A 21122-nucleotide genomic window follows, 5' to 3' on the forward strand; every position below is an offset into this window, starting at 1 on the left:
TCCAACTAAAAAGTTCTTGCTTTGTTCTCATCAGCGAAATAGGATTATTTTCATGAACAGAGCGATTCGACAGCCAGCCGACAGTCCTTGGGAAAGGGCCAAAATGGAACATATCGTGCGTGCGGACATTGCTGCTTTCGGAGCAGGGCGAGCCGAGATGGCCAATGCGATGATCGAACAGAGCGGCATGCGCGTCCGTCCGGATCGCAACCGCGGCCGTTCCGCGGGCATCAACCCGTCCGGCCGGTTCGAGCCGGTCAGCCGGCATGTGTTCGACGACGGCTGGAATTCGCTGGAGGAATTGCCGCCGTTCAAGACCGAAGTGCAGGTCGAGAAGCCGCGCACCATCATCACCCGCAACGAATCGCCCGACATTTCCTTCGACCGCTCGATCAACCCCTATCGCGGCTGCGAGCATGGCTGCGTCTATTGTTTCGCCCGGCCGACGCATTCCTTCATGGGCCTGTCGCCGGGGCTGGATTTCGAAGCGAAGCTGTTTGCCAAGCCGGATGCGGCGCGGCTGCTCGACAAGGAACTGTCGAAGGATGGCTATCAGCCGCGCACCATCGCGATCGGCACCAACACCGATCCCTACCAGCCGATCGAGAAACAATACCGGATCATGCGCGAGATCCTCGAAGTGCTGGAGGCGCGCGGCCATCCGGTCGGCATCGTCACCAAATCCCATCTGGTGACGCGCGACATCGACATCTTGTCGCGCATGGCCGAACGGGGCTTGGCCAAGGTGGCGCTGTCGGTGACGACGATGGACCGCATGCTGGCGCGCACCATGGAGCCACGCGCGTCGACGCCGACCAAGCGGCTTGAGGCGATCCGGCAGCTTTCCGATGCCGGCATCCCGGCCTCTGTCATGGTGGCGCCGATCATTCCCGGCCTGACCGACCAGGAGATGGAGCGCATCCTCGATTCGGCACGCGCCGCAGGCGCCCGCGAGGCCGGCTATGTCATCCTGCGCCTGCCGCTCGAGGTGGCGCCGATCTTCAAGGACTGGCTGCTGCGCCATTATCCCGACCGCTACCGGCACGTGATGTCGCTGATCCGTTCGATGCGCGACGGCAAGGACTATGATTCGGAATGGGGCAAGCGGATGAAAGGCGCCGGCCCCTATGCCTGGCAGATCGGCCGGCGCTTCGAGATCACGGCCAAGCGGCTCGGCCTCAACGCCGAGCGGCGCACGCTCCGAACCGACCAGTTTGTCGCCGCCGCCAAGGCGACCGAGCAGCTGATGCTGCTCTGAGAGTAGCGCTTGCCCTGCCCTCGTGGCTGTCAGGCGACCCAAGAATCCCGTCCGGCCTGTCCCCCGGCCTGCAGACGGTGCCCTCCCGGTCTTGCCCCACTCGACCCTGGAGGGACTTGCGGAGAATCGGAGCCGATGCGAACCTCGCCGCAACATGGCTCGCGCACGTTCCGATTCTCCGCTTCTTTTCGAAATCGTCGAAAAGCCCGATTTCTCCTTCGAGACGAAGGCGATGGCCGAAGGCCTGTGGCCGGTGGCAGGCATGGACGAGGCCGGCCGCGGTCCGCTGGCGGGGCCGGTGGTGGCGGCGGCCGTGATCCTCGATCCCGCCAACATTCCCGACGGGCTCGACGATTCCAAACGGCTCAACCATTTGCAGCGCGAGGCGCTGTTCCTGAAAATCCTGGGGTCAGCGCTCGGCGTGTCGATGGCCTCGGTCAGCGCCGAAGGCATTGACGGCAGCAACATCCTCAAGGCCAGCCTGGAAGCCATGCGCCGCGCCCTTGCCGGCCTGCCGATCCAGGCGAAGCTGGCGCTGGCCGATGGCCGCGATGTGCCGCCGGGCCTCCTCTGCGAAGGCCGCGCGCTGATCAAGGGCGACCAGCGCTCGCAATCGATCGCCGCCGCCTCGATCGTCGCCAAGGTGATGCGCGACCGCATGATGTGCGGCTGCGGCAGCCATCACGAGCGCTACGGGTTCGAGGTCCATATGGGCTACGCCACCGTGCGGCACCGCACCGCGATCGAAGCGCATGGGCCGGTGGCAAGGCTGCACCGGGCATCATTCGCGCCGTTCAGGCTGGGTGGGGTTGAGGTGGTGGAAGAAGAAGGGTTTGTCGGGTTGGACAGCTAATCTCCCCCCTTGAGGGGGAGATGGCCGGCAGGCCAGAGGGGGGCGCGAAGGAACGCGACCTTTCAGTAAACCTGCCGATGCAAGGAATCCGTAACACGAAATAGAAAATCTGGAAACGCCGGCGGGACAGCGCCCCCCTCTGCCCTGCCGGGCATCTCCCCCACAAGGGGGAGATTGGCGGCTTCGACGCCTCGCCAAACAAAAAAGCCGCCAGGTCACCCAAGCGGCTCGATGTCAGCGAGCTAATCCCGCTCAGTTCAGCCTGGCCTTCACGTCCTGCAGCGCGGACTTGAACAGGTCGGCGCCGGCCTTGGCGTCGATCTTGCCGGCAAGCAGCGTGCGGGCCGCCTCGACAGCGATGTCGACGGCGCTGGCGCGCACTTCGGCGACGGCTTCGCGCTCGGCCTGGCCGATCTTCTGCTCGGCAAGCGCGGTGCGGCGGGTGACATAGTCTTCGGTCTTCTTGTGCGCCTCGGCGGCAAGCATGTCGGCTTCGCGCTTGGCGGCAGCGACGATGGCTGCGGCCTCCTGCTCGGCTTCCTTGCGCTTCTTCTGGTATTGGCCGAGCAGTTGCTGGGCCTCTTCGCGCAACCGGCGGGCTTCCGCAAGCTCGTCGCTGATCTTGGTCGCGCGGGCGTCGAGCGACTTGGCGATCAGGCCCGGCACCTTGATGTAAACGGCAACGCCGAGGAAAATGACGAGGGCAACCGTTGCCCAGAGCGTTGCGAGAGATGTGGCGTCCATAATGTGCTCCTCACCGGGCCACGGATTTGACCGCAGCCGAGATCTCGGCCTTGCTGGTCTTGCCGCCGACAAGCGCATCGACGATGGCTGAAGCGGTGTCCTCGGCAATCGTGCCGACTTCCTTCATGGCGTTGGCCTTGATGGAAGCAATGCTGGCCTCCGCCTCGCCGAGCTTCTTGTCGAGGGCGGCCTCGACCTTCTTGCGGGCAGCCTCGGCTTCAGCCTTGGCAGCGTCGTTGGCCTGCTGGCCGATCGCGTTGGCCTTGGCCTTGGCTTCCGCCAGTTCCTGCTCGTAAGCGGCAACGGCGGCGTCCGCCTCGCCCTTCAGCTTGGCGGCCTGGTCGAGGTCCTGCGTGATGCGATCGCTGCGGACGTCGATGATGCCGCCAAGGCGCGGCATCACCACCTTCTTCAGGAACAAATAGAACAGCCCGAACGTGATCGCCAGCCACAGAAGCTGGGACGGAAACGTCGCCGGATCGAATGGCGGGAACGTGCCGTGCGCCTCGGCAGGCACGCCGGTGCCGGAATGCGTGTCGCCTTCCGTACCGGTATGGGCGCCTTCAGCGGCGGGTGCGGACTCTTGCGCAAACGCAGATGTCACGAACATGGACTATCCCCTGATATCAGGCATGGCCGCAGGAATGCGGCCAGCCAATTCTTCCCAATGCTCGTCCGACCAATAATTGGCCGAACAGGGGCTCAGCCGAACAGGGCGAGAAGCGCGATGAGAAGCGAGAAAATGCCCAGAGCTTCGGTCACGGCGAAGCCGAAAATCAGGCGGCCGAACTGGCCATCGGCGGCCGACGGATTGCGCAGGGCGCCCGCCAGGTAGCTGCCGAAGATGTTGCCGAGGCCAATGCCCGCGCCGCCCATGCCCAGGCAAGCGATACCGGCGCCGATGTACTTTGCTGCTTCTGCGTCCATTTTAAACTCCTTTGGATCTGTAATTCGTTGCAATTCCATCCGGCGAAAGATGCCGGAAATTCTAGGTCAGTGCCCGGGATGCAGGGCGTCGTTCAGATACATGCAGGTCAGCACCGCAAAGACGTAGGCCTGCAGGAAAGCGACCAGCAATTCCAGCGCGGTCAGCGCGACTGCCATGGCCAGCGGCAACACCGAACCGGCAACGCCGACGGCGCCGAGCGCGCTCAGGCTGACGACGAAGCCCGAAAACACCTTCAGTGTGATGTGGCCGGCCAGCATGTTGGCGAACAGACGAACCGAGAGGCTGACCGGGCGCGACACGAAGGAGATCACTTCGATCAGCACCACCAGTGGCAGCAGGAACACCGGAACGCCATGCGGCACGAAGAGCTTGAGGAAACCCAGACCGTGCTTCGTGAAGCCGTAGACAACGACGGTTCCGATCACCAGGGCTGCGAGGCCGAAGGTGACGATGATGTGGCTGGTGACGGTGAAGAAGTACGGGAAAAGGCCAAGCAGGTTGGCGACCAGTACGAACATGAACAACGAGAACACGAAGGGGAAGAACTTCATGCCCTGCGTTCCGGCGGCGTCGCGCAGCATGTTGGAGACGAACTCGTAGCCCATTTCCGAAACCGACTGCAGGCGCCCGGGAACAAGGCTGCGGCTCGAGGTCGAGAGGTACAGAAACGCCGATGCGACGAGGACGGTCGCGACCATGAACAGGGACGAATTGGTGAAGGACAGGTCATAGCCTCCGATGTTGATCGGAATCAGCTTGACGATATGGAACTGGTGGATCGGATCGACCTTGTCAGCAGCCATTTACATCCCCGTCAAAGCCGCGAACGGCCTTAAGTGTCCTTGTGCGCCGTTGGCGGCGCCATTTCATTCTTTCGGATCGTGCGACTTCTCGCTTTTTCCGAATTCCGCCACAACACCTGACGAACGCAGGACATTGAGCACGCCGGCGCCAAAGCCCAGCAACAAGCCGACGACCAGACCCCATGGCGAGGTTCCCGCCACACGATCCAGAAACCAGCCAAGGCCCACACCCACCACTATCCCGGCGATGAACTCGCTGGACAGCTTGAGCGCCTGGCCATATCCGGCCGTCGCTTTCGCGCCGTCATTCCCCTCGAGCTGATCCGGCCGTCTTGTCGCAAGCGATGCTCCAAGCTCACGCCGGCGGCGTTCGAGATCTTCGTCGCGGATGTCGGCCTCGTGCTTGCTGCCGCGGCCGGTTTCTCCGGTTCCGTCTGGCCCGTTCTTGTCGGCCATCGTAACCCCCCTGCCCGGTCAGACCGTCACCGTCCGTCCGCTTCTAAAGTCGCCGGCAACATAGTTAGAGGGTTTGCGCCCGTCAAGCCACGGGCGGGACTTCAAAGCCATGTATTTTTTCTATTGGAATCAATTACTTGGCGAGGTGCGACATCGTGCCCGGCACTATCGGGTCGGCACATGCCCCGAATCCGTCCGGCGACCGCTGTCCGATTTCGGCTTCCAGGGCCTTTGCGGTTCGTTTGCGACAGGCAAGCCGAAGGGCTCAGCTCCAGCCGCCGCCATAGGTGCGGTAGAAGATATGCAGGCCGATCTTGGTCATCTTCTGCATCGTGCGCGCCCAGCCCGGATGGACGTAGTTGGCGTAGTAGTGGGTCGATGAGCCGACTTCGGGAATGAATATCTTGCCGGCGGTGACCGCCATCGCGACGTCCTGCGCGGTCTTGTAATGGGCGGGGCTCTCGATGCGCTTCTTGCGGCCGTCGCAGGCGAAGGAGAACTGGCAGCGGTTCAGCCAGTTGTCGTTCTGGTAGACGACGCCGCAAATCGAGTTCGGATAGGCCGGATTGCGGACGCGGTTGAGAATGACCTGCGCGACGGCGGCCTGGCCGCGCACGGATTCGCCGCGCGCCTCGAAATAGATGCCGTTGGCGAGGCAGGCCTGCTCCTTCGTGGAGAAGACGCTGGCCGGCAGCGGGTTCTGGATCCACGAGTGGTCACCCTTGGCCATCGGCGGAATGAAGCGCCCGCTGCTCGGCTCCTCGTCCTGCAGCAGCGCTTCGAAGGGTGAGGCCTTGGCGTAATCGGGTTCGGCCTGGGCATAGGCGGTGGCCAGCACGTCCGGTCTGTCATTGTTGACCAACGCGGCAAGCATGGCCGGCACGCCGGGATCGGGCTTCTTGTCCACGTTGGTGTGGAAGGCCTGGGCGATCTGGATTTCCTTGCCCTTGATGCCGGGCTTGGCGAAGGCGAGCTTCAGGCCGCTGTCCATGCTCGGCCGCAGCAGCGAGGACGTGCGCTGAAAGATCGAGCCGGCATTGAAGTTCTTCGGCGGCGCCACCGGCGAGACCTGGATGATGCGGCCCTTCTTGTCGGCGCGCATGATGCGGTCCTCGTCGGGCGTGATGCCGGCGACATTGCCCTTGCCGCGAAACGAGACCTTGCCGACGCCGGGCAGGCGCACGCCCGAACCCGAGAGCGAACCGGTGGTGACGGAATCGATGAAAGGCATTTCGGCGGCATGAACCGAGCCGGCGACGGAGCGCTCGACATAAGAGTTCCAGCGGGTGCCCGAGGCTTCGAGGCCGGAAATCAAGCTGCCCATGTCCTGGTAGGCGACGACAGTTGGAAAGCCGATCCAGATGCCGAGCCCGATGACCAATGGCGATACGAAGGAACGTTTTTTCTCACCGGCGGCGGCGGCCAGCCGCTTCAGGACACGTCGATGCACGGGGAACTCTCCAGAAACGCCACTGAGCCACTGGAGAGCCAAAGTGAAGCATTAACCTTGATGCGGGGTTAACGCGGTCGATCGTGTTTTTCCGAAGCGGCCCGAAATGGGACGCCGCTTGCCGGCCGGCAACCCGTCAGTTCGGCCTCAGGAAAATTGGCCATGCAATCATGGCGCAGAGCGCGCCCACCAGCCAGACGCCAGGCCACGACCAGACAAGCAGCAAAGCCGGAATGGCGGTCGGCACCACGGAGAAGGCGATGAAGACGAAGCTGTTGGCAAGACCGAGCGCGGTTCCGGCGCGGCTGGCACCGGCAAGCGTGGCGAGTTCGGTGTAGGCGACGCCATGCCAGGCGGAGACCGAAATGCCGGCGAGGACCAGCAGCACGGCGATCGCCGGGATCAACGCGGCATGGGCGTCTGGCGTGGCTCCTGCCGCCAGGACCAGCAGGCCGACGGCCGCGAAGCCAAACGCGCTTGTCACGCTGCAGAGCCGCAGGAATGAGCGGCGGTTGCCGTGGCGGTCGGTGTAGCGGCCGCTCCAGACGCGCATCACCATCGCGCCGGTCTGCACCGCGGCAAGGCTGGCGCTGATCGTGAGCGTGGCCATGCCGGCGAAATCGTGCAGGAAAACGGAGGCGAAGGTGAGCACCGCCACTTGCGGAAAGCAGAGCAGGCCGATGGCGGTGGCGATGCGCCAGACCTCGACATTGCGCAGCGGCGCGGGACCGCCCGACTTTGCCATGGCCATGCTGCCGGCATTGTCCAGTTCCGGCGGCTGGTGCAGCCATCGCCAGGCAAACAGCGCAGAGACGGCGTTCATGGCGGCCAGCAGCCCGAAGACCGCCGCGAAACCGTGCACCGATGCCAGCGACGGCAGGACCAGCGCGCCGAGCCCGCCGCCGAGCGGCACCGCGGTCTGCCTGATGCTCATGGCAAAGCCACGTTCGCCTTCGTGGAACCAGGCCATGATGGCGCGGCCGCTGGAACCGTTGACGCTGCCGCCGAGCAGGCCGGCGACCAGAAGGCATGCGGCCAGCATTGCGACGCCAGGCACATAGGTCACTGAGGGCACGATGAACAACGCCATCAGGGCGAGCCACGCCGCGGTCGCACCAAGGCCGGTCAACAGCACGCCGCGATCTCCCCACCGGTCGGTGAGCAGGCCCCAGGGCAGTTCGCTCAAGGCAACGCCCAGTCCGAGAAGGCCGAGGACCAGGCCGAGATTGCCATTGCTCAAGTGATAGCCCGACCGCAGAAACACCGCCGCCGCCGGTATGCCGGCGAAGGTGGCGGAGAAACCGGCATTGGCGGCAACGCCGATGCCAAGCACCTTCCAGCGATGATTGGCGGGAAATCGTTCAGCCTTCGACGTGACGGCGGCGGCTCGGCCAACCCGGCCTGGCTCACGATTTGCGTCGGCAATCGACATGGCGGGACTCCTGTTGATGCCCTTTCGGGACCTTGACGCCTCGCCTTTACCGCCATAACTTCATCCCGAATATCGGGAATTTTTTGACAATTGTTCCCGAACAACAGGACCGTTTTGATGCGCCGCGTAACCTTCGACCTTGATGTCCTCCGAAGCTTCGTCACCGGGATGGAACTCGGCAGCTTCGCCAAGGCCGCCGACCGGCTTGGACGCTCGACTTCGGCGGTGAGCGCGCAATTGAAGAAGCTGGAGGACCAGGCGGCGACGCCGATCTTCCGCAAGTCGGGCCGCGGACTGGCGTTGACCGAAGCCGGCGAAACCATGCTCGGCTATGCCAGGCGGCTGCTCGAGTTGAACGACGAGGCGGCCTCGGCCATCCACGACGTGGAACTGGAAGGCTGGGTCAGGCTCGGCCTGCAGGAGGATTTCGGCGAGGCGGTGCTGCCGGAGGTGCTCGGACGCTTCGCCCGCGCGCACCCCAAGGTCAAGATCGAGGCGCGGATCGGGCGCAGCTATGAACTTGCCGAGCGGATCACATCAGGCAATCTCGACATTGCGCTGGCCTGGGACAGCGGCCAGGCGCTGCCTTACAGCCGGCATGTCGGCGACGCGCAATTGCGCTGGATCGGGCCGGCCAAGCTGATCGAGACCAGGCTGCGCGAGGGCGAGGCGCTGCCGCTGGTGGCGCTGGAAGCGCCGTGCCTGCTGCGCACGGTGACGACGGAAACACTCGACCGCGCCGGCCTGCCATGGCGGATGGCCTTCTCCAGCCCCAGCCTTGGCGGCATCTGGGCGGCGGTCGCCGCCGGCCTCGGCCTGACCATCCGCACGGATATCGGCCTGCCGGCCAATGTCAGGGCGATGGCGCCGCAAACGCTGGGCTTACCCGCGCTGCCGACCATGGCGCTGGTGCTGCACCAGAAAGACGCCGAACTGGACCCGGTGGCGGCGCGGCTGGCGGATATATTGTGGCACGCGGCGGTGGCGGCGCTGCCGCAGGACGAGCGGTTGAGAGAGGTCGCTTAGACGGAAGCGGCTGTCCAGCGTAGCGTTCCGTCACACCCCCCTCTGTCCTGCCGGACATCTCCCCCGCAAGGGGGGAGATTGGATCTCGCGAATGCTTTCGCCAATTTTCAACGTTGCAAGAGAGGCTCCAAGGACGAAACGACTGATCTCCCCCCTTGCGGGGGAGATGCCCGGCAGGCAGAGGGGGGTGCTGTCCCGCCAATCTTGCGGAGAATTTCGCAACCGTCACCGCTCACTTGCGCTTGTTCGCTCTCCCCGCGAACGGGTTGTCCGAAGTCCGCAGCGCTATCCTGATCGGCACGCCGGGCATGTCGAAGGCTTCGCGCAGGCTGTTGGAGAGGTAGCGGACATAGGATTGCGGCATCGCGTCGGGCCGCGAGCACTGGACGACGAAACCCGGCGGCCGGGTCTTGGCCTGGGTGACATATTTGACCTTGAGCCGGCGGCCGGCGACAGCGGGCGGCGGGTGATGCGCCAGAATGCTTTCCAGCCAGCGGTTGAGCTTGCCGGTGGAAACGCGGCTGTTCCACACCTTGTGCGTCTTGATGACGGCATCCATCAGCTTGTCGAGGCCGCGCCCGGTCTCGGCCGAAACGGTCACCGCCTGGATGCCGCGCACCTGCGGCAAAAGCCGTGTGGTCTTTTCGCGCAACTCGGCCAGCAGTTCCTGCGGATTGTCGATCAGGTCCCATTTGTTGAAGGCGATGACCGGCGCCCTGCCCTCCCGGATGATCAGGTCGGCGATCTGCAAATCCTGCTTCTCGAAAGGGATGGTGGCGTCGAGCACGATGATGACGATCTCGGCAAAGCGGATGGCGCGCAAGCCGTCCTGCACCGACATCACTTCCAGCTTCTCGTGGATCCTGGCCTTGCGGCGCATGCCGGCAGTGTCGAACAGTTTTAGCCGGCGGCCATGCCAGTCCCAGTCGACGGAGATGGAATCGCGGGTGATGCCGGCTTCCGGGCCGGTCAGCAGCCGCTCCTCGCCGATCAACGCGTTGATCAGCGTCGACTTGCCGGCATTGGGCCGGCCGACGACGGCGATGCGCATCGGCTTGGTGTCGTCATAGGCGGGTTCGGCGTCGGGATCGGTGATGTCCTCGCCGATCAGCACCTCGCTGGCGGCGACGTCCTCGGCCTCGTCTTCTTCCTCGCCGAAGGCGCGGTCTTTGCCCAGCGCCTCGATCACCGCGTCGCGCAGATCGGGCATGCCCTGGCCGTGCTCGGCCGAGACCGGGATCGGCTCGCCCAAGCCCAGTTCCCAGGCTTCCAGCATGCCGCCCTGGGCGCCCTTGGCCTCGGCCTTGTTGGCGACCAGCACGACCGGCTTGCCGGACTTGCGCACGATCTCGGCAAAGGTGCGGTCGTCGGGCAAAAGCCCGGACTTGGCGTCGATGGTGAAGAAGATCAGGTCGGCTTCGCGGATCGCGATCTCGGTCTGCGCGCGCATGCGGCCGGGCAGCGTCGAGGCGGCGGCGTCTTCGAAACCGGCGGTGTCGATGACATCGAAATGCAGATCGTAGAGTTTGGCCGCGTGGACGCGACGGTCGCGGGTGACGCCCGGCGTGTCGTCGACAAGCGCCAGCTTCCGTCCCACCAATCGGTTGAAAAGCGTCGATTTGCCGACATTGGGCCGGCCGATAATGGCGACTTTGAAGCTCATCCGGCTATCCATATCATCGCCCAAACCGCAGCGCGCCCTTGGGTCAGGCCCGAGGGCAGGCTTTGGGCGATGCGTATCATGACGCGCCCGAGCCGCGGATCAATTCCGACATCAGCGTCGCCCGCTGGCGCGCGTTGCGCGGGGCGCCGTCATCGGCGGCGATCTGGTCGAACAGTTTCAGCGCATCCTGGGTCTTGCCTTCCTTCCAGGCGGCAAGGCCGAGCGCTTCGCGCGCTGTGTGGCGCAGCGTGTTGTTGTCGGCGGTCAGCGCCTCGACGCGGCTGGAGACGTCGGCGAAGGAGCCGTGATCGACGAGCAGCAGGGCGGCCCGCAGGCGCGCCATGTCGCGAATGCCCTGGGGAATGGCGTTGTCGGCGGCGACGCCATCGAAATCGGCGACGGCGGCGGCAAAGTCGCCCTTGTCGGCCTTGACGGTTGCCGCGCGCATGCGGGCGAGCAGCGGATAGGCGCCGTAGCCATCCTTTTCCAGCTGTTCGAGGGCGGTCAGCGCCTCGTCGCTCTTGCCGTCATTGGCAAGCTTCAGCGCCTGCGAGAAGGCATCGCCGGAGCGGTTGGCGCGGGTCTCGTCCCAATAGCGGTAGCCGACGAAGGCGGCGGTGCCAAGCACCACCAGGATGGCGAGGCCAAGGATCGCCGGACCAAAGCGGTCCCATAGCGCCTGCGCCTGCTCGCGACGGATCTCGTCGTTGACTTCGCGGATAAAACTGTCGTCGGACATCAATCAAAACCATTGCTGCCCTAACAGGGGCGCTTCTTGAGCCCGCGTTTTAGCGAAATTTCGCGGGCATGGAAGGGGCTCGGCAGGAAAATCGGCTAATCGCCGGGCGCATAGCTGCCGACGTTGATCGCACCCACGCCACATTTTGCCGATAGCCGGCTTGGACTGCCTCCAGATCAAGCCCAGATTGCCGATGCCACGTTTGTCCCGCGTTGTTGCGTTTTCCTCAGCCGTGCTTGCCATGGCTGGTGCGGCTTTCGCCGACCCGCCGGCGCCGCCTGCCCCGGCAAAGCCGAAGCAGATCGTCATCATCTCGTTCGATAGCGCCCGGGAGATCTCGCAATGGCAGCGCAGCCGGGCGCTGGCCAAGCGCACCGGCGCGCATTTCACCTACTTTTTGTCCTGCGTCTTCCTGCTGTCGCCGCAGACGCGGGCCGACTACACAGCTCCGGCCAAGTCCGCGGGCAAATCCAACATCGGCTTTGCCGCTTCGAAGCAGGACGTCGCCGATCGGCTCGATCAGATCGGGCTCGCCGCTTCGGAAGGCCACGACATCGCCAGCCATGGCTGCGGCCATTTCGACGGCAAGGACTGGAGCAAGGCCGACTGGCTGAAGGAATTCGCCTCGTTCGAGCGCATTCTGGAAAACGCCTATGCGATCAACGGTATTGAACCCGAGCCCAAGGGATGGCGCGATATTGCCCATGCCGTTGTCGGCTTTCGCGCGCCGTACCTCTCGACCAGCAAAGGGCTCTATGAGGCCCTGCCTGAAGCCGGCTACCACTATGATGCCAGCGGCGTTTCGAAAGGCCCGGTCGAGCCGCCGACCGGCGGCGGCTTGACCCGCTTTTCGCTGCCGCAGATCCCGGAAGGCCCTGATGGTAGGCTGGTGATCGCCATGGACTACAATCTCTATGTCAGGCATTCCGGCGGCTTCGAGCGGCCGAGCCAGGCAGCCGAGTTCAGCGATCGGACCTACCAGGCCTTCCGCGCCGCCTTCGACAAGCAATATCAGGGCAAGCGCATCCCACTGGTGCTGAGCTTCCACTTCACGCCGATGAACAACGGCGCCTACTGGAACGCGCTGGAGCGCTTTGCCGACGAGACTTGCGTGAAAGCCGACGTCGAATGCATCAGTTTTCGCGATTATGTGCAGCGGCAACGTGGTAGCGAGAGGCAGGCGGCGGTGGGCGGCTGAGCCGCCAACCGTCTATGCAGATAGGATCAAGCTGGGTCGGGTTCCTTTGCCTGTTCCTGACGCTCCATGAAGTGGCGGTCAATGTCGGGCAGCGGCTCGCCGCGAATCGTCGCCTCGAAGGCGCGAAGGCGTTTGTGAACTGACAGAAGCTCGACAATCGTCGACCAAGAATTGACGAGATACTGGAATGAGTTGGTTACCTGACTGAAGGCTGAACTGACCTGGTTGATGAGACCCAGCGTCAGCGTTCCAGCGATCATGGAAGGCACCATCAGGAAGTAGGAGAAGACGTTGTTGGTCTGAAGATAAAGATAGCGGACCACGTTGAAATACACATAGTGGAAATACAGGCGAAAGTAGTTTTGCCGCACACTCGCAAACAGCTCCGCGACGGTCGGCGGCTGCGCCCGGGCCGGATCGTCCTCACCGTAGACGAGTTCCTTGCGATATGCTGCCTCGACGCGCTGGTTACGAAACTGCAAGCCAGGAAGCTTGATGCCTGCGGTCGCAATGATGACTGTACCGAAGACTGCCCAGAAGATCGCAGCCAAAACCAGCGGCTGAGGAACATGACCGATCAATGGCAACTCTGTGACATGCTTAGAATAACTGAGCAGGATCGGCATGAAAGCGATAAGCGTCATGATGGAATCGACGAAGCTAGTGCCAAGGTCTTCCATTATCTTGGAAAACCGCATCGTGTCTTCCTGCACACGCTGTGCAGCGCCCTCAATATGGCGCAGCTTCGGCCAATAGGACATGTAGTAATTGTTCATCGCAGTGCGCCAGCGAAACACCCAGTGGCTGACGAAGAAGTTTGTCAAAACGAACACGGTAACCGCGACAAGAGCGATACCGAGGAAAGTGATTATTTGAGCGTAAAGATCAGCCTCGGTTGCCTTGACCGTTTTGCTAACGATGCCCTGAATGAGGTCCCAGAATGGTCCATACCATGCGTTGATCGCCACGCTTACCTGCACCTGAAAGTAGGTCGTGAACAGGAGCAGCGAACTGCCGAGGATAGACCATTGGTCCCACGGGTGCGGAGAATACCAGTGCCAGAAGCCATAGAATATCAAAACGCCAAGCGCATAGTAGATGTAGAACCAGAGGAACGGAGGCGACCAGAACACCGAGACGCCTATGATGGGCGGCGCGTCGGCAAGAGCCGGAGGCAAGCCGAGAAACGCGCCAAGCTGGTCAGCACCGAGGAACCAGGCTGCCACGAGAACCGCAGTCCAGACGACGGCCGAGATGAAAAACAGCTTCGGCTGCGGGAAGAAGGATACGAACACTGTGGTGAAATCCTCGGTCGGTGCGCAAATCAGCGGGGTTCGGCGGGCATAAAGTCACACATTAGGTGGAAAGCAAATGCCCGTACCCGATGCCCGGCATCGAGCAAGACCACAATCATGGCGATTTTGGCGCGGCCGACCAGGTGATCCCAGCAGATACCAGCAATACGCCAGCAGCGACGATCGAGGCCAGGAAGAAGTTGCCCGAGGCTTGCGCCAGCAGTCCGGCGACGATCGGGCCGACGATCTGGCCGATGCCGAAGGAAGCGGTCATCAGCGCAAAAATCCGGCGCGGCGCCTCCGGCACGAGCTGCCTTGCCGTCTGCAGGCCGAGCGCGGTGATGGCGATGAAGGTGCCGCCGAGCAGGACGCCCGCCAGCAGCGGCCCGGCGGTGCCGCCGATGGCGACGCTGGCGGTGACGCCGACCACCTCGACCAGGCAGCCCACGGCATAGGCGGTATAAAGCCCGATCCGTGCCGCTACCTTCTGCCACAGCCAGACCGAGGGAAAGCCGGCAAGGCCGGTGACCATCCAGACGCTTGCCTCGAAGACGCGGCCGCCGCCGCCCTGGCGCACGATGGCGACCAGGAAGGTCGCCGTCACCACATAGCCGAAGCCGAACAGGCCGTAGGCAACGATGACTTTTGCCAACGACCGGTCCCTCGGCAGTGCCGGTTCGCGGTCGGCCACGCCGCGGCCAGGTGCGGTGCCGCCGGCGAGCAAGGCGACCATCGCAAGGCCGCCGGCGGAAATCGCTGCCGACCACAGCCAGCCCGAAGCCCAGCCGGCATGTTCGGTGACCAGAACCGCCATCAGCGCTGAGGATGCCGCGATGCCGAGGCCGACGCCGCCGAAATGCAGCGCCTGCAGGTCGCTTCTGTTGGCGGCTGCCAGGTGACCGAAGACGATCGAGGCCATGAACACCATGACGAAGGCGCTGGCGAGACCGGCAAGGAAGCGGAGGACGACAAAGGCGGTCATCGTCTCGCTCAGCCCCATCAGGGCGGCGAGCGCAGCACTGGCGGCAAGGCCGCCAAACATCAGCAGGCGCTCGCGCCCATGCGCCCAGCCGCCTGCCGCCGCAAGCGCGCCGACGAGGTAGCCGAGATAATTGGCCGACGCGATCCAGCCGGCATCGGCCGGCGACAGATGCAGTTCTTCCATCATGCCGGGCAGGATCGGGGTGTAGACGAAGCGGCCAATGCCCATGGCAACGGCCATGGCGATCATGCCGGCTACGGCTAGACGCAAGGGTGATGGCGCAGCGTTCATTGCAGCGCACAATAGATTTGGCGGCCGCCGAAACAATCCGCTTTGTGTTGGGCCAGTAGGCTCGCGACTAATGTCTAAGAATCTCAACCACAGCCGATTGCGCCGGTCTCGTAGGCGGTGCGGCGCGCCGTCAGCCGGAACGGCATGTCGCCAAGCTCGCGCTCAGACATGGTGTCGAACACCGGATGCGACAGGGGATCGATCACCCAATTGACGGCGTCGCCGGCATGGCGCGGGCCTTGCCGCGCGCCAACAGCCGCAAAGATCTTGAGCAATGATAAGATCGTCACCATCCTTGCCTCCTCGGCCCACTCGCCGGTCTGACTGTCCCGCTAAAATTTGCTCTATTCCGCCGTCTTTCAATTGAGATTTCGGCCGCGCCGGTTTAGAAAAACTGGAATGGCTATGCTGAACCGCGTCCATCTCAACGGCCTGCGCGCCGTCGAAACCGTCGCCCGCCTCGGCTCGCTGGCGGCCGCTGCCGGCGAGCTCAACGTCTCCGTCAGCGCCGTCAGCCAGCAGATCAACCGCACCGAAAAGCAGCTTGGACAGGCGCTGTTCGAACGAACGGCGAGCGGGCTGGTGCTGACCGAGTTCGGCACGGTTTTTTCCGCCCGGCTGGGCGCCGGTTTTCGCGAGCTGGCGCAGGCGGTGGCGCTGGCCGACGAGGCAAGCCAGTGCACGCTGGTGGTTTCGGTGGCGCCGGCCTTCGCCTCGAAATGGCTGCTGCCGCGATTGTCGCGGCATTTCGACCGCCATCCCAACGTGCTGCTGCGCATCGACGCCTCGGTGCGGCTCGCCGATCTCGAGCGTTCCGACATCGACATCGCCATCCGGCTCGGCGACGGCAAATGGCCGGGCGGCCGGGCGGAACTTTTGTTGGCGCAGGAGGTCTTTCCGGTCTGTGCGCCGGTGATCGCCAAAAAGCTGACGTCGATCGAAGACCTCGCACAGACCTGCGCCATCACCGACGAGCGGGCGATGATCAATTGGGAGAGCTGGTTCAAAGCCGCTGACGTCGAACCAGTCACCTTCCGCAAGGGTGCGCGTTTCACCGACCCGATGCTGTGCCTGGAATCGGCGATCGCCGGCCATGGCGTCATGCTCGGCTGGCAATTGCTGGCCGCCGATGCGCTGGCCGACGGCCGCCTCGTCGCGCCTTTCGGCGTGCGGGCGCAGAGCGGCCTCGGCTACTGGCTGGTGACCTCGGCGACCAAGACCGAAAGCCGCAAGGTGCGCGATTTCAAGATCTGGATCCGCGAGGAAATCGCGGCGACCGTGGCGCAGTTCAGCGCGCTGGAAAGCGCTGCCTAGGGCTGTCCGTCGCGACAGTGCTGGAAAGCACAGCTGCGCCGACCTATGTTGGAAGCTTCACCCCCAAGACCAAGACAGGCAGGATCATGACCACACATTCGCGCGGCGTTTCCGCAACGATCGACCCGGTGAAGCTCGACAGGCTGGCGGAAGTCGCCATCAAGGTCGGGCTGCAATTGCAGCCGGGGCAGGATCTGGTGCTGACCTCGTCGATCGCAGCCCTGCCGCTGACCAGGCGCATCGTCGAGCACGCCTACAAGGCCGGCGCCGGGCTGGTAACGCCGATCTTCAACGATGACGAGATCACGCTGGCGCGCTTCCGCTACGGGGCGGATGCCGGCTTCGACCGCGCCGCCGGCTGGATGTATGAAGGCATGGCGAAGGCCTTTTCCAACAATGCGGCGCGGCTTGCCGTGCGCGGCGAGGACCCGTCGCTGTTGTCGGCGCAGGACCCGGCGAAAGTGGCGCGCGCCAACAAGGCGAACTCGATGGCCTACCAGCCGGCGCTGGAAAAGATCACCGGCTTCGACATCAACTGGAACATCGTCGCCTACCCGGATCTCGCCTGGGCAAAACAGGTCTTCCCCGGCGATGCCGACGATGTCGCCGTGGTGAAGCTCGCCGATGCGATCTTTTCGGCATCACGGGTCGATGTGGAAGACCCGATCGCAAACTGGACGGCGCACAATGCAGCGCTGCGCGGCCGCACAAAGTGGCTGAACGAGCACAATTTCCATGATCTGCATTTCAGCGGCCCGGGCACCGACCTCACCGTCGGGCTGGCCGATGGCCATGAATGGATGGGCGGCGCCTCGACCGCCAAGAACGGCGTCACCTGCAATCCGAACATCCCGACCGAGGAGGTCTTCACCACGCCGCATGCACGGCGCGTCTCCGGCCATGTCTCCTCGACCAAGCCGCTGTCCTACCAGGGCACGCTGATCGATGATATCTCGGTGCGTTTCGAAGAGGGTAGGATCGTCGAGGCCAAGGCTTCGAAGGGCGAGGACGTGCTGAAGAAAGTGCTCGACACCGACGAGGGTTCGCGCCGGCTCGGCGAGGTGGCGCTGGTGCCGCATTCCTCGCCGATCTCGGCCAGCGGCCTGCTGTTCTTCAACACGCTGTTCGACGAGAACGCCGCCTGCCACATCGCGCTCGGGCAGTGCTATTCAAAATGCTTCGTCGACGGCGCCTCGCTCACCCAGGACGAAATCGCCCAGCGCGGCGGCAACAAGAGTTTTATCCACATCGACTGGATGATCGGCTCGGACAAGATCGACATAGACGGCGTGCACAAGGATGGCCGCAAGGTGCCGGTGATGCGCAAGGGTGAGTGGGCGTAAGCTCGCGGAGGGCGGATGGCCTTCGACCTGACGGTCAAGCGAATTTACGAAGCACCCGCGCCCGATGACGGGCAGCGGGTGCTGGTCGATCGCATCTGGCCGCGCGGCATCAGCAAGGAGGATGCCGCGCTGACGCTGTGGCTGAAGGAGATCGCGCCGAGCGATGAATTGCGGAGGTGGTTCGGACATGAGCCGGCGCGATGGGCGGAGTTTCAGGTGCGGTATTCGGTCGAGCTGGATGGGAATAGAGAAGCGGTGGCGAAACTGCGTGGCTTGCTCGGCAAGGCCAAGGTGACGCTGCTTTATGGCGCGCATGACGAGGCGCATAACAATGCGGTGGCGTTGGCGGGGTATTTGCGCGGGACGGGTTGAGAGACAGCGAACCGCTGCATACGCCGCAAGCGAAAGCCTTCACAATTAGCGATCGCCCTCCACGCGTTCGTCATCCTCGTGTCTGCGCTGCGTCGCTTCGCTCCTTGCTACGCCATAGGCTGACGAGGCAGGGCTACGCTACTTCACCACCCCTTCATAAGCCTCCGGCTTGAACCCCACCAAAATCTCATCCCCGACCTCGAGCACCGGGCGCTTGATCATCGTCGGGTTGGCCAGCATCAGCTTCCTGGCCTTCTTCTCGTCGAGCCCTTGCTTGTGCTTGTCGGGCAGTTCGCGGAAGGTCGTGCTGCCCTTGTTGAGCAGCTTTTCCCAGCCAACCTTGCCGATCCATCCATCCAGTCTGCCCACCTCTATCCCCTCGGCCCGGTAGTCGTGAAAACGGTAAGGCACATCGTGGCCCTCCAGCCAGGTGCGCGCCTTCCTGATCGTGTCGCAGGTGGTGATGCCGTACATGGTGATCGTCAAAACGCACTTCCCTTGGGCTGGTGGTCGAATCCGCCGGACAGCCTAAAACCGTCCTTCCCGCTTTGCCAGCACCCCGGTCACATCAGCCCATTTTTAGGGCTTGCCAATACTAAGGAATTTTCCTAAGTATCTTTCTATACCCGTCGACGGACCTCAGGATCGCCCATGCCAAGCCTCCACGCCCCAACTACAAGTCTCCCGCCGATCGACGGCATCTTCCGCGCGCTGGCTGACCCGACGCGGCGGCGCGTGGTCGAGCGGTTGAACCGCAGTCCGGCCTCGGTCACCGAGTTGGCGCAGCCTTTCGAGATGGCGCTGCCTTCCTTCATCGAGCATCTGAAAGTGCTGGAAGGCTGCGGTCTGGTGCGATCGGAAAAAATCGGCCGCACCAGGACCTATCAGCTGGCGCCCGAACCGCTGCAGCTCGCCGAAAACTGGCTGGCCGAACAGCGCACGCTGTGGGAGCGCCGACTCGATCAATTCGACGCCTATGTGATGAGCCTCAAGGAGCAAGAAAAGTGAGCTATCCCTTCAAGCCCGACCCCAGACTGGACCTTGTGCTGGAGCGCAAGCTCGACGCGCCGCGCGAACTCTTGTGGAGCGCGATGACGGTGCCGGAGCATGTCAAGCAATGGTTCACGCCCAAGCCCTGGCTGATCACCGATTGCGAGATCGACCTTCGTCCGGGCGGACTGTTCCGGACGCGCATGCAATCGCCCGACGGCAAGGAGGTCAACGACCGCCATTGCTGCTATCTCGAGATCGTGCCGAAAGAGCGGCTGGTGTGGACCGATGCGCTGCTGCCGGGCTATCGGCCCTCCGGCGAGCCCTTCATCACCGCAGTCATTTCGCTTCAGTCGGATGACAAGGGCACGCGCTACACGGCAACGGCCATCCATCGCGACGAGGCTACCCGCAACAATCATGAAGAGATGGGGTTCTTCGACGGCTGGGGCACGGTGGCCGATCAGTTGGCGCAGTATGTGAAGACCATTTGAGCTTTTCCCACTGCGGCCAGGACTTTGTCCCGGCCGCCTGGTTTTTGGGTCGTGCAGCGAAGTGCGCCGGAACCCTACGGCACCCGGGCTCAGTAGTAGAAGCGCTCTTCGGTGATCTTGCCGTTCTTGACCGTGTACAGGCCAACCTCGTCCATGGTGACCCGTTCGCCGGTGGCCTTGGGCGTTATGTCGAACTTGAAGCGCACCGCGAACTGGTCGCCGTTGACATAGGGGCCTTCGACAGAGCCGCCATGGACTTCGTGGTTCTCTTGCCACCATTCGCCCTTTTGCCTGAGAGCCTCCTTGCCACGGGCGATGGCCATCGGCCCCTCCATGGCTTCGAGGCTGACGATATCATCGGCATTGTACTTTTCACCAGCACCCAGGTGATCCCCCTGCTGGAGCATTTCAGTGAAATCCTTGGCAACATCCGCGATGGTCATGTGTGTTCCTCCTGTTCAGACTGGTTTGAAGTAGGGAAGCTCTTGCCGGCCCGCCACCTTTACCCGCACGACAGCTGACAAGGTGTGTCAGGACGATGATATAGCGCGGCTGTGTGACGACGATTGCGGCGGCGTCGGACAGCGACTTCGGTTGCAGACAAAAGCCAATTCCGCAATGCTGGGTGCATGTGCAACCTCTACAACATCACGACGACGCAAGAGGCGGTCCGCCAATGGACCCGCACATTGCGCGATATCAGCGGCAACCTCGAACCTTCGCTTGATGTCTATCCCAATCAACCTGGGCTTGTCGTTCGCAACAGGACGGATGGGGAGCGTGAACTGGCGAAACTGCTTTGGGGTTTGCCAACGCCGCCCGAGCGCATGAAAGGTAAGGCCGACTACGGCACCACCAACGTTCGCAATCCGCAATATTCGCACTGGCAGCAATATGTGGGCGTCGAGCACAGATGTGTCGTGCCGGTGACCAGCTTTGCCGAGCCCAGCCCTGCGGCGAACGATAAAGACCCGGAAACAGGAATCCAGCGAAATTACTGGTTTGCCCGTGGCGAGAGCCGGCCGTTGTTCTTCTTCGCTGGTTTCTGGACGTCTTGGCAGGGCGTGCGAAAGGTCAAGGACGGTCCCGGCGACTTCGAGCTATACGCCTTCATGACCACCAAGCCTAATGCTCTCATTGCGCCGATACATGAGAAGGCTATGCCCGTGATCCTCACCACGCCGGAGGAAACCGAGGCTTGGCTGACGGCGCCATGGTCGGAAGCACGGCGTTTGCAGCGGACGGCGCCCAACGACGCGTTGGTGATCGTTGAGAAGCCAGCCACACAGATCAAGTTCCCACCACAGGCCCCGGCCCAAGGGTCTCTGTTTTAGCCCGAAATCGGCTCTCCTCAATCGTCGTCTCGCCAGATTACCCGGCGAACCATGCGGATTTCGACAAGACGTCTGACGCGAATTTTAAGGCGTTCAGCAGCGCTTGGCAGAATGATGCCTGCATCGAGCTCACGAC

At 63.3% G+C, this 21122-nt stretch carries 24 protein-coding genes; 10 read left to right on the plus strand and 14 right to left on the minus strand.

What is annotated here, in order from left to right; genetic code table 11:
- The first annotated feature begins 103 nt into the window (after positions 1 to 103).
- Both NKJ64_RS04395 and rnhB read left to right on the plus strand, forming a co-directional pair.
- Positions 104 to 1258, plus strand: a complete 1155-nt coding sequence (locus NKJ64_RS04395; RefSeq protein WP_023684378.1) for a PA0069 family radical SAM protein — start codon at positions 104 to 106, stop codon at positions 1256 to 1258.
- Positions 1259 to 1412: 154 nt separating this feature from the next.
- Positions 1413 to 2111 (plus strand): ribonuclease HII, encoded by a 699-nt coding sequence (gene rnhB, locus NKJ64_RS04400; protein ID WP_023726390.1) that lies wholly within the window; start codon positions 1413 to 1415, stop codon positions 2109 to 2111.
- Between the two features lie 252 nt (positions 2112 to 2363).
- On the opposite strand, the gene NKJ64_RS04405 is transcribed toward rnhB, so the two are convergent.
- The 7 genes from NKJ64_RS04405 to NKJ64_RS04435 all read right to left on the minus strand — a co-directional run bounded on the left by NKJ64_RS04405 (position 2364) and on the right by NKJ64_RS04435 (position 7945).
- On the minus strand, positions 2364 to 2855 hold the full coding sequence (locus NKJ64_RS04405; RefSeq protein WP_023668483.1) for a F0F1 ATP synthase subunit B: 492 nt from the start codon (positions 2853 to 2855) through the stop codon (positions 2364 to 2366).
- Between the two features lie 10 nt (positions 2856 to 2865).
- The gene (locus NKJ64_RS04410) at positions 2866 to 3465 is read right to left on the minus strand and encodes a F0F1 ATP synthase subunit B (RefSeq protein ID WP_023684380.1); all 600 of its coding nucleotides are present in this window, start codon (positions 3463 to 3465) and stop codon (positions 2866 to 2868) included.
- A 92-nt stretch (positions 3466 to 3557) separates the two neighbouring features.
- Positions 3558 to 3782, minus strand: a complete 225-nt coding sequence (locus tag NKJ64_RS04415) for a F0F1 ATP synthase subunit C (protein ID WP_006206606.1) — start codon at positions 3780 to 3782, stop codon at positions 3558 to 3560.
- A gap of 66 nt (positions 3783 to 3848) precedes the next feature.
- Complete coding sequence (locus NKJ64_RS04420; protein WP_023668485.1) at positions 3849 to 4607, minus strand: F0F1 ATP synthase subunit A; 759 nt, start codon at positions 4605 to 4607, stop codon at positions 3849 to 3851.
- Between the two features lie 63 nt (positions 4608 to 4670).
- Positions 4671 to 5063: an AtpZ/AtpI family protein gene (locus tag NKJ64_RS04425; RefSeq protein WP_023668486.1), complete on the minus strand. Its 393-nt coding sequence runs from the start codon at positions 5061 to 5063 to the stop codon at positions 4671 to 4673.
- Positions 5064 to 5328: 265 nt separating this feature from the next.
- Positions 5329 to 6513 carry a cell wall hydrolase gene (locus NKJ64_RS04430; RefSeq protein ID WP_023668487.1) on the minus strand — a complete coding sequence of 395 codons (1185 nt, stop codon included), beginning with the start codon at positions 6511 to 6513 and terminating at the stop codon, positions 5329 to 5331.
- Positions 6514 to 6649: 136 nt separating this feature from the next.
- Positions 6650 to 7945 (minus strand): MFS transporter, encoded by a 1296-nt coding sequence (locus tag NKJ64_RS04435; RefSeq protein ID WP_023729306.1) that lies wholly within the window; start codon positions 7943 to 7945, stop codon positions 6650 to 6652.
- A gap of 117 nt (positions 7946 to 8062) precedes the next feature.
- On the opposite strand from NKJ64_RS04435, the gene NKJ64_RS04440 reads away from it, so the two are divergent.
- The gene (locus NKJ64_RS04440) at positions 8063 to 8971 is read left to right on the plus strand and encodes a LysR substrate-binding domain-containing protein (RefSeq protein WP_023668489.1); all 909 of its coding nucleotides are present in this window, start codon (positions 8063 to 8065) and stop codon (positions 8969 to 8971) included.
- Positions 8972 to 9203: 232 nt separating this feature from the next.
- Here NKJ64_RS04440 and der read toward each other — a convergent pair whose 3' ends face one another.
- Positions 9204 to 10634 carry a ribosome biogenesis GTPase Der gene (gene der, locus NKJ64_RS04445; RefSeq protein WP_023729305.1) on the minus strand — a complete coding sequence of 477 codons (1431 nt, stop codon included), beginning with the start codon at positions 10632 to 10634 and terminating at the stop codon, positions 9204 to 9206.
- A gap of 76 nt (positions 10635 to 10710) precedes the next feature.
- Positions 10711 to 11373 carry a tetratricopeptide repeat protein gene (locus tag NKJ64_RS04450; protein WP_023729304.1) on the minus strand — a complete coding sequence of 221 codons (663 nt, stop codon included), beginning with the start codon at positions 11371 to 11373 and terminating at the stop codon, positions 10711 to 10713.
- A 193-nt stretch (positions 11374 to 11566) separates the two neighbouring features.
- Here NKJ64_RS04450 and NKJ64_RS04455 point away from each other — a divergent pair, with 193 nt between their 5' ends.
- Positions 11567 to 12571, plus strand: a complete 1005-nt coding sequence (locus NKJ64_RS04455; RefSeq protein ID WP_023729303.1) for a polysaccharide deacetylase family protein — start codon at positions 11567 to 11569, stop codon at positions 12569 to 12571.
- 26 nt (positions 12572 to 12597) lie between these two features.
- On the opposite strand, the gene sbmA is transcribed toward NKJ64_RS04455, so the two are convergent.
- From sbmA to NKJ64_RS04470, 3 genes are all read right to left on the minus strand, one after another.
- Positions 12598 to 13866, minus strand: a complete 1269-nt coding sequence (gene sbmA / locus NKJ64_RS04460) for a peptide antibiotic transporter SbmA (protein WP_023704870.1) — start codon at positions 13864 to 13866, stop codon at positions 12598 to 12600.
- Between the two features lie 115 nt (positions 13867 to 13981).
- Positions 13982 to 15139, minus strand: coding sequence for a YbfB/YjiJ family MFS transporter (locus NKJ64_RS04465; RefSeq protein WP_023828029.1), 1158 nt, complete (start codon positions 15137 to 15139; stop codon positions 13982 to 13984).
- 83 nt (positions 15140 to 15222) lie between these two features.
- Positions 15223 to 15432 (minus strand): hypothetical protein, encoded by a 210-nt coding sequence (locus NKJ64_RS04470; protein WP_023732136.1) that lies wholly within the window; start codon positions 15430 to 15432, stop codon positions 15223 to 15225.
- 106 nt (positions 15433 to 15538) lie between these two features.
- Between NKJ64_RS04470 and NKJ64_RS04475 the strand changes: the two genes are divergently transcribed.
- From NKJ64_RS04475 to NKJ64_RS04485, 3 genes are all read left to right on the plus strand, one after another.
- On the plus strand, positions 15539 to 16453 hold the full coding sequence (locus NKJ64_RS04475) for a LysR substrate-binding domain-containing protein (RefSeq protein ID WP_023828028.1): 915 nt from the start codon (positions 15539 to 15541) through the stop codon (positions 16451 to 16453).
- Between the two features lie 86 nt (positions 16454 to 16539).
- Positions 16540 to 17796, plus strand: coding sequence for an aminopeptidase (locus NKJ64_RS04480; RefSeq protein WP_023823466.1), 1257 nt, complete (start codon positions 16540 to 16542; stop codon positions 17794 to 17796).
- Between the two features lie 15 nt (positions 17797 to 17811).
- A complete protein-coding gene (locus tag NKJ64_RS04485; protein ID WP_023823467.1) occupies positions 17812 to 18168 on the plus strand; it encodes a DUF488 domain-containing protein in 357 nt (118 codons plus the stop codon).
- Positions 18169 to 18306: 138 nt separating this feature from the next.
- Here the strand turns inward: NKJ64_RS04485 and NKJ64_RS04490 are convergent, their stop codons facing one another.
- Positions 18307 to 18654, minus strand: coding sequence for an ArsC family reductase (locus NKJ64_RS04490; protein ID WP_023687095.1), 348 nt, complete (start codon positions 18652 to 18654; stop codon positions 18307 to 18309).
- Positions 18655 to 18819: 165 nt separating this feature from the next.
- On the opposite strand from NKJ64_RS04490, the gene NKJ64_RS04495 reads away from it, so the two are divergent.
- Positions 18820 to 19176 (plus strand): ArsR/SmtB family transcription factor, encoded by a 357-nt coding sequence (locus tag NKJ64_RS04495; protein WP_023828027.1) that lies wholly within the window; start codon positions 18820 to 18822, stop codon positions 19174 to 19176.
- Positions 19173 to 19652 (plus strand): SRPBCC family protein, encoded by a 480-nt coding sequence (locus tag NKJ64_RS04500; RefSeq protein ID WP_023828026.1) that lies wholly within the window; start codon positions 19173 to 19175, stop codon positions 19650 to 19652. The genes NKJ64_RS04495 and NKJ64_RS04500 overlap by 4 nt, the downstream gene beginning before the upstream one ends.
- A gap of 89 nt (positions 19653 to 19741) precedes the next feature.
- Here the strand turns inward: NKJ64_RS04500 and NKJ64_RS04505 are convergent, their stop codons facing one another.
- Positions 19742 to 20095: a nuclear transport factor 2 family protein gene (locus NKJ64_RS04505; RefSeq protein WP_023684393.1), complete on the minus strand. Its 354-nt coding sequence runs from the start codon at positions 20093 to 20095 to the stop codon at positions 19742 to 19744.
- A 186-nt stretch (positions 20096 to 20281) separates the two neighbouring features.
- On the opposite strand from NKJ64_RS04505, the gene NKJ64_RS04510 reads away from it, so the two are divergent.
- Positions 20282 to 20986, plus strand: coding sequence for an SOS response-associated peptidase (locus NKJ64_RS04510; RefSeq protein WP_023684394.1), 705 nt, complete (start codon positions 20282 to 20284; stop codon positions 20984 to 20986).
- The last annotated feature ends 136 nt before the right edge of the window (positions 20987 to 21122 follow it).

This window comes from Mesorhizobium sp. M0062 (assembly GCF_040323125.1).
Lineage (GTDB): Bacteria > Pseudomonadota > Alphaproteobacteria > Rhizobiales > Rhizobiaceae > Mesorhizobium.

Bases quoted from the DNA above. Each gene is read 5' to 3' on its own strand.
- NKJ64_RS04395 (WP_023684378.1), top strand. From the start codon at position 104: ATGGAACATATCGTGCGTGCGGACATTGCTGCTTTCGGAGCAGGGCGA.
- rnhB (WP_023726390.1), top strand. From the start codon at position 1,413: ATGGCTCGCGCACGTTCCGATTCTCCGCTTCTTTTCGAAATCGTCGAA.
- NKJ64_RS04405 (WP_023668483.1), bottom strand. From the start codon at position 2,855: ATGGACGCCACATCTCTCGCAACGCTCTGGGCAACGGTTGCCCTCGTC.
- NKJ64_RS04410 (WP_023684380.1), bottom strand. From the start codon at position 3,465: ATGTTCGTGACATCTGCGTTTGCGCAAGAGTCCGCACCCGCCGCTGAA.
- NKJ64_RS04415 (WP_006206606.1), bottom strand. From the start codon at position 3,782: ATGGACGCAGAAGCAGCAAAGTACATCGGCGCCGGTATCGCTTGCCTG.
- NKJ64_RS04420 (WP_023668485.1), bottom strand. From the start codon at position 4,607: ATGGCTGCTGACAAGGTCGATCCGATCCACCAGTTCCATATCGTCAAG.
- NKJ64_RS04425 (WP_023668486.1), bottom strand. From the start codon at position 5,063: ATGGCCGACAAGAACGGGCCAGACGGAACCGGAGAAACCGGCCGCGGC.
- NKJ64_RS04435 (WP_023729306.1), bottom strand. From the start codon at position 7,945: ATGTCGATTGCCGACGCAAATCGTGAGCCAGGCCGGGTTGGCCGAGCC.
- NKJ64_RS04440 (WP_023668489.1), top strand. From the start codon at position 8,063: ATGCGCCGCGTAACCTTCGACCTTGATGTCCTCCGAAGCTTCGTCACC.
- der (WP_023729305.1), bottom strand. From the start codon at position 10,634: ATGAGCTTCAAAGTCGCCATTATCGGCCGGCCCAATGTCGGCAAATCG.
- NKJ64_RS04450 (WP_023729304.1), bottom strand. From the start codon at position 11,373: ATGTCCGACGACAGTTTTATCCGCGAAGTCAACGACGAGATCCGTCGC.
- NKJ64_RS04455 (WP_023729303.1), top strand. From the start codon at position 11,567: ATGCCACGTTTGTCCCGCGTTGTTGCGTTTTCCTCAGCCGTGCTTGCC.
- NKJ64_RS04465 (WP_023828029.1), bottom strand. From the start codon at position 15,139: ATGAACGCTGCGCCATCACCCTTGCGTCTAGCCGTAGCCGGCATGATC.
- NKJ64_RS04470 (WP_023732136.1), bottom strand. From the start codon at position 15,432: ATGGTGACGATCTTATCATTGCTCAAGATCTTTGCGGCTGTTGGCGCG.
- NKJ64_RS04475 (WP_023828028.1), top strand. From the start codon at position 15,539: ATGGCTATGCTGAACCGCGTCCATCTCAACGGCCTGCGCGCCGTCGAA.
- NKJ64_RS04480 (WP_023823466.1), top strand. From the start codon at position 16,540: ATGACCACACATTCGCGCGGCGTTTCCGCAACGATCGACCCGGTGAAG.
- NKJ64_RS04485 (WP_023823467.1), top strand. From the start codon at position 17,812: ATGGCCTTCGACCTGACGGTCAAGCGAATTTACGAAGCACCCGCGCCC.
- NKJ64_RS04495 (WP_023828027.1), top strand. From the start codon at position 18,820: ATGCCAAGCCTCCACGCCCCAACTACAAGTCTCCCGCCGATCGACGGC.
- NKJ64_RS04505 (WP_023684393.1), bottom strand. From the start codon at position 20,095: ATGACCATCGCGGATGTTGCCAAGGATTTCACTGAAATGCTCCAGCAG.
- NKJ64_RS04510 (WP_023684394.1), top strand. From the start codon at position 20,282: ATGTGCAACCTCTACAACATCACGACGACGCAAGAGGCGGTCCGCCAA.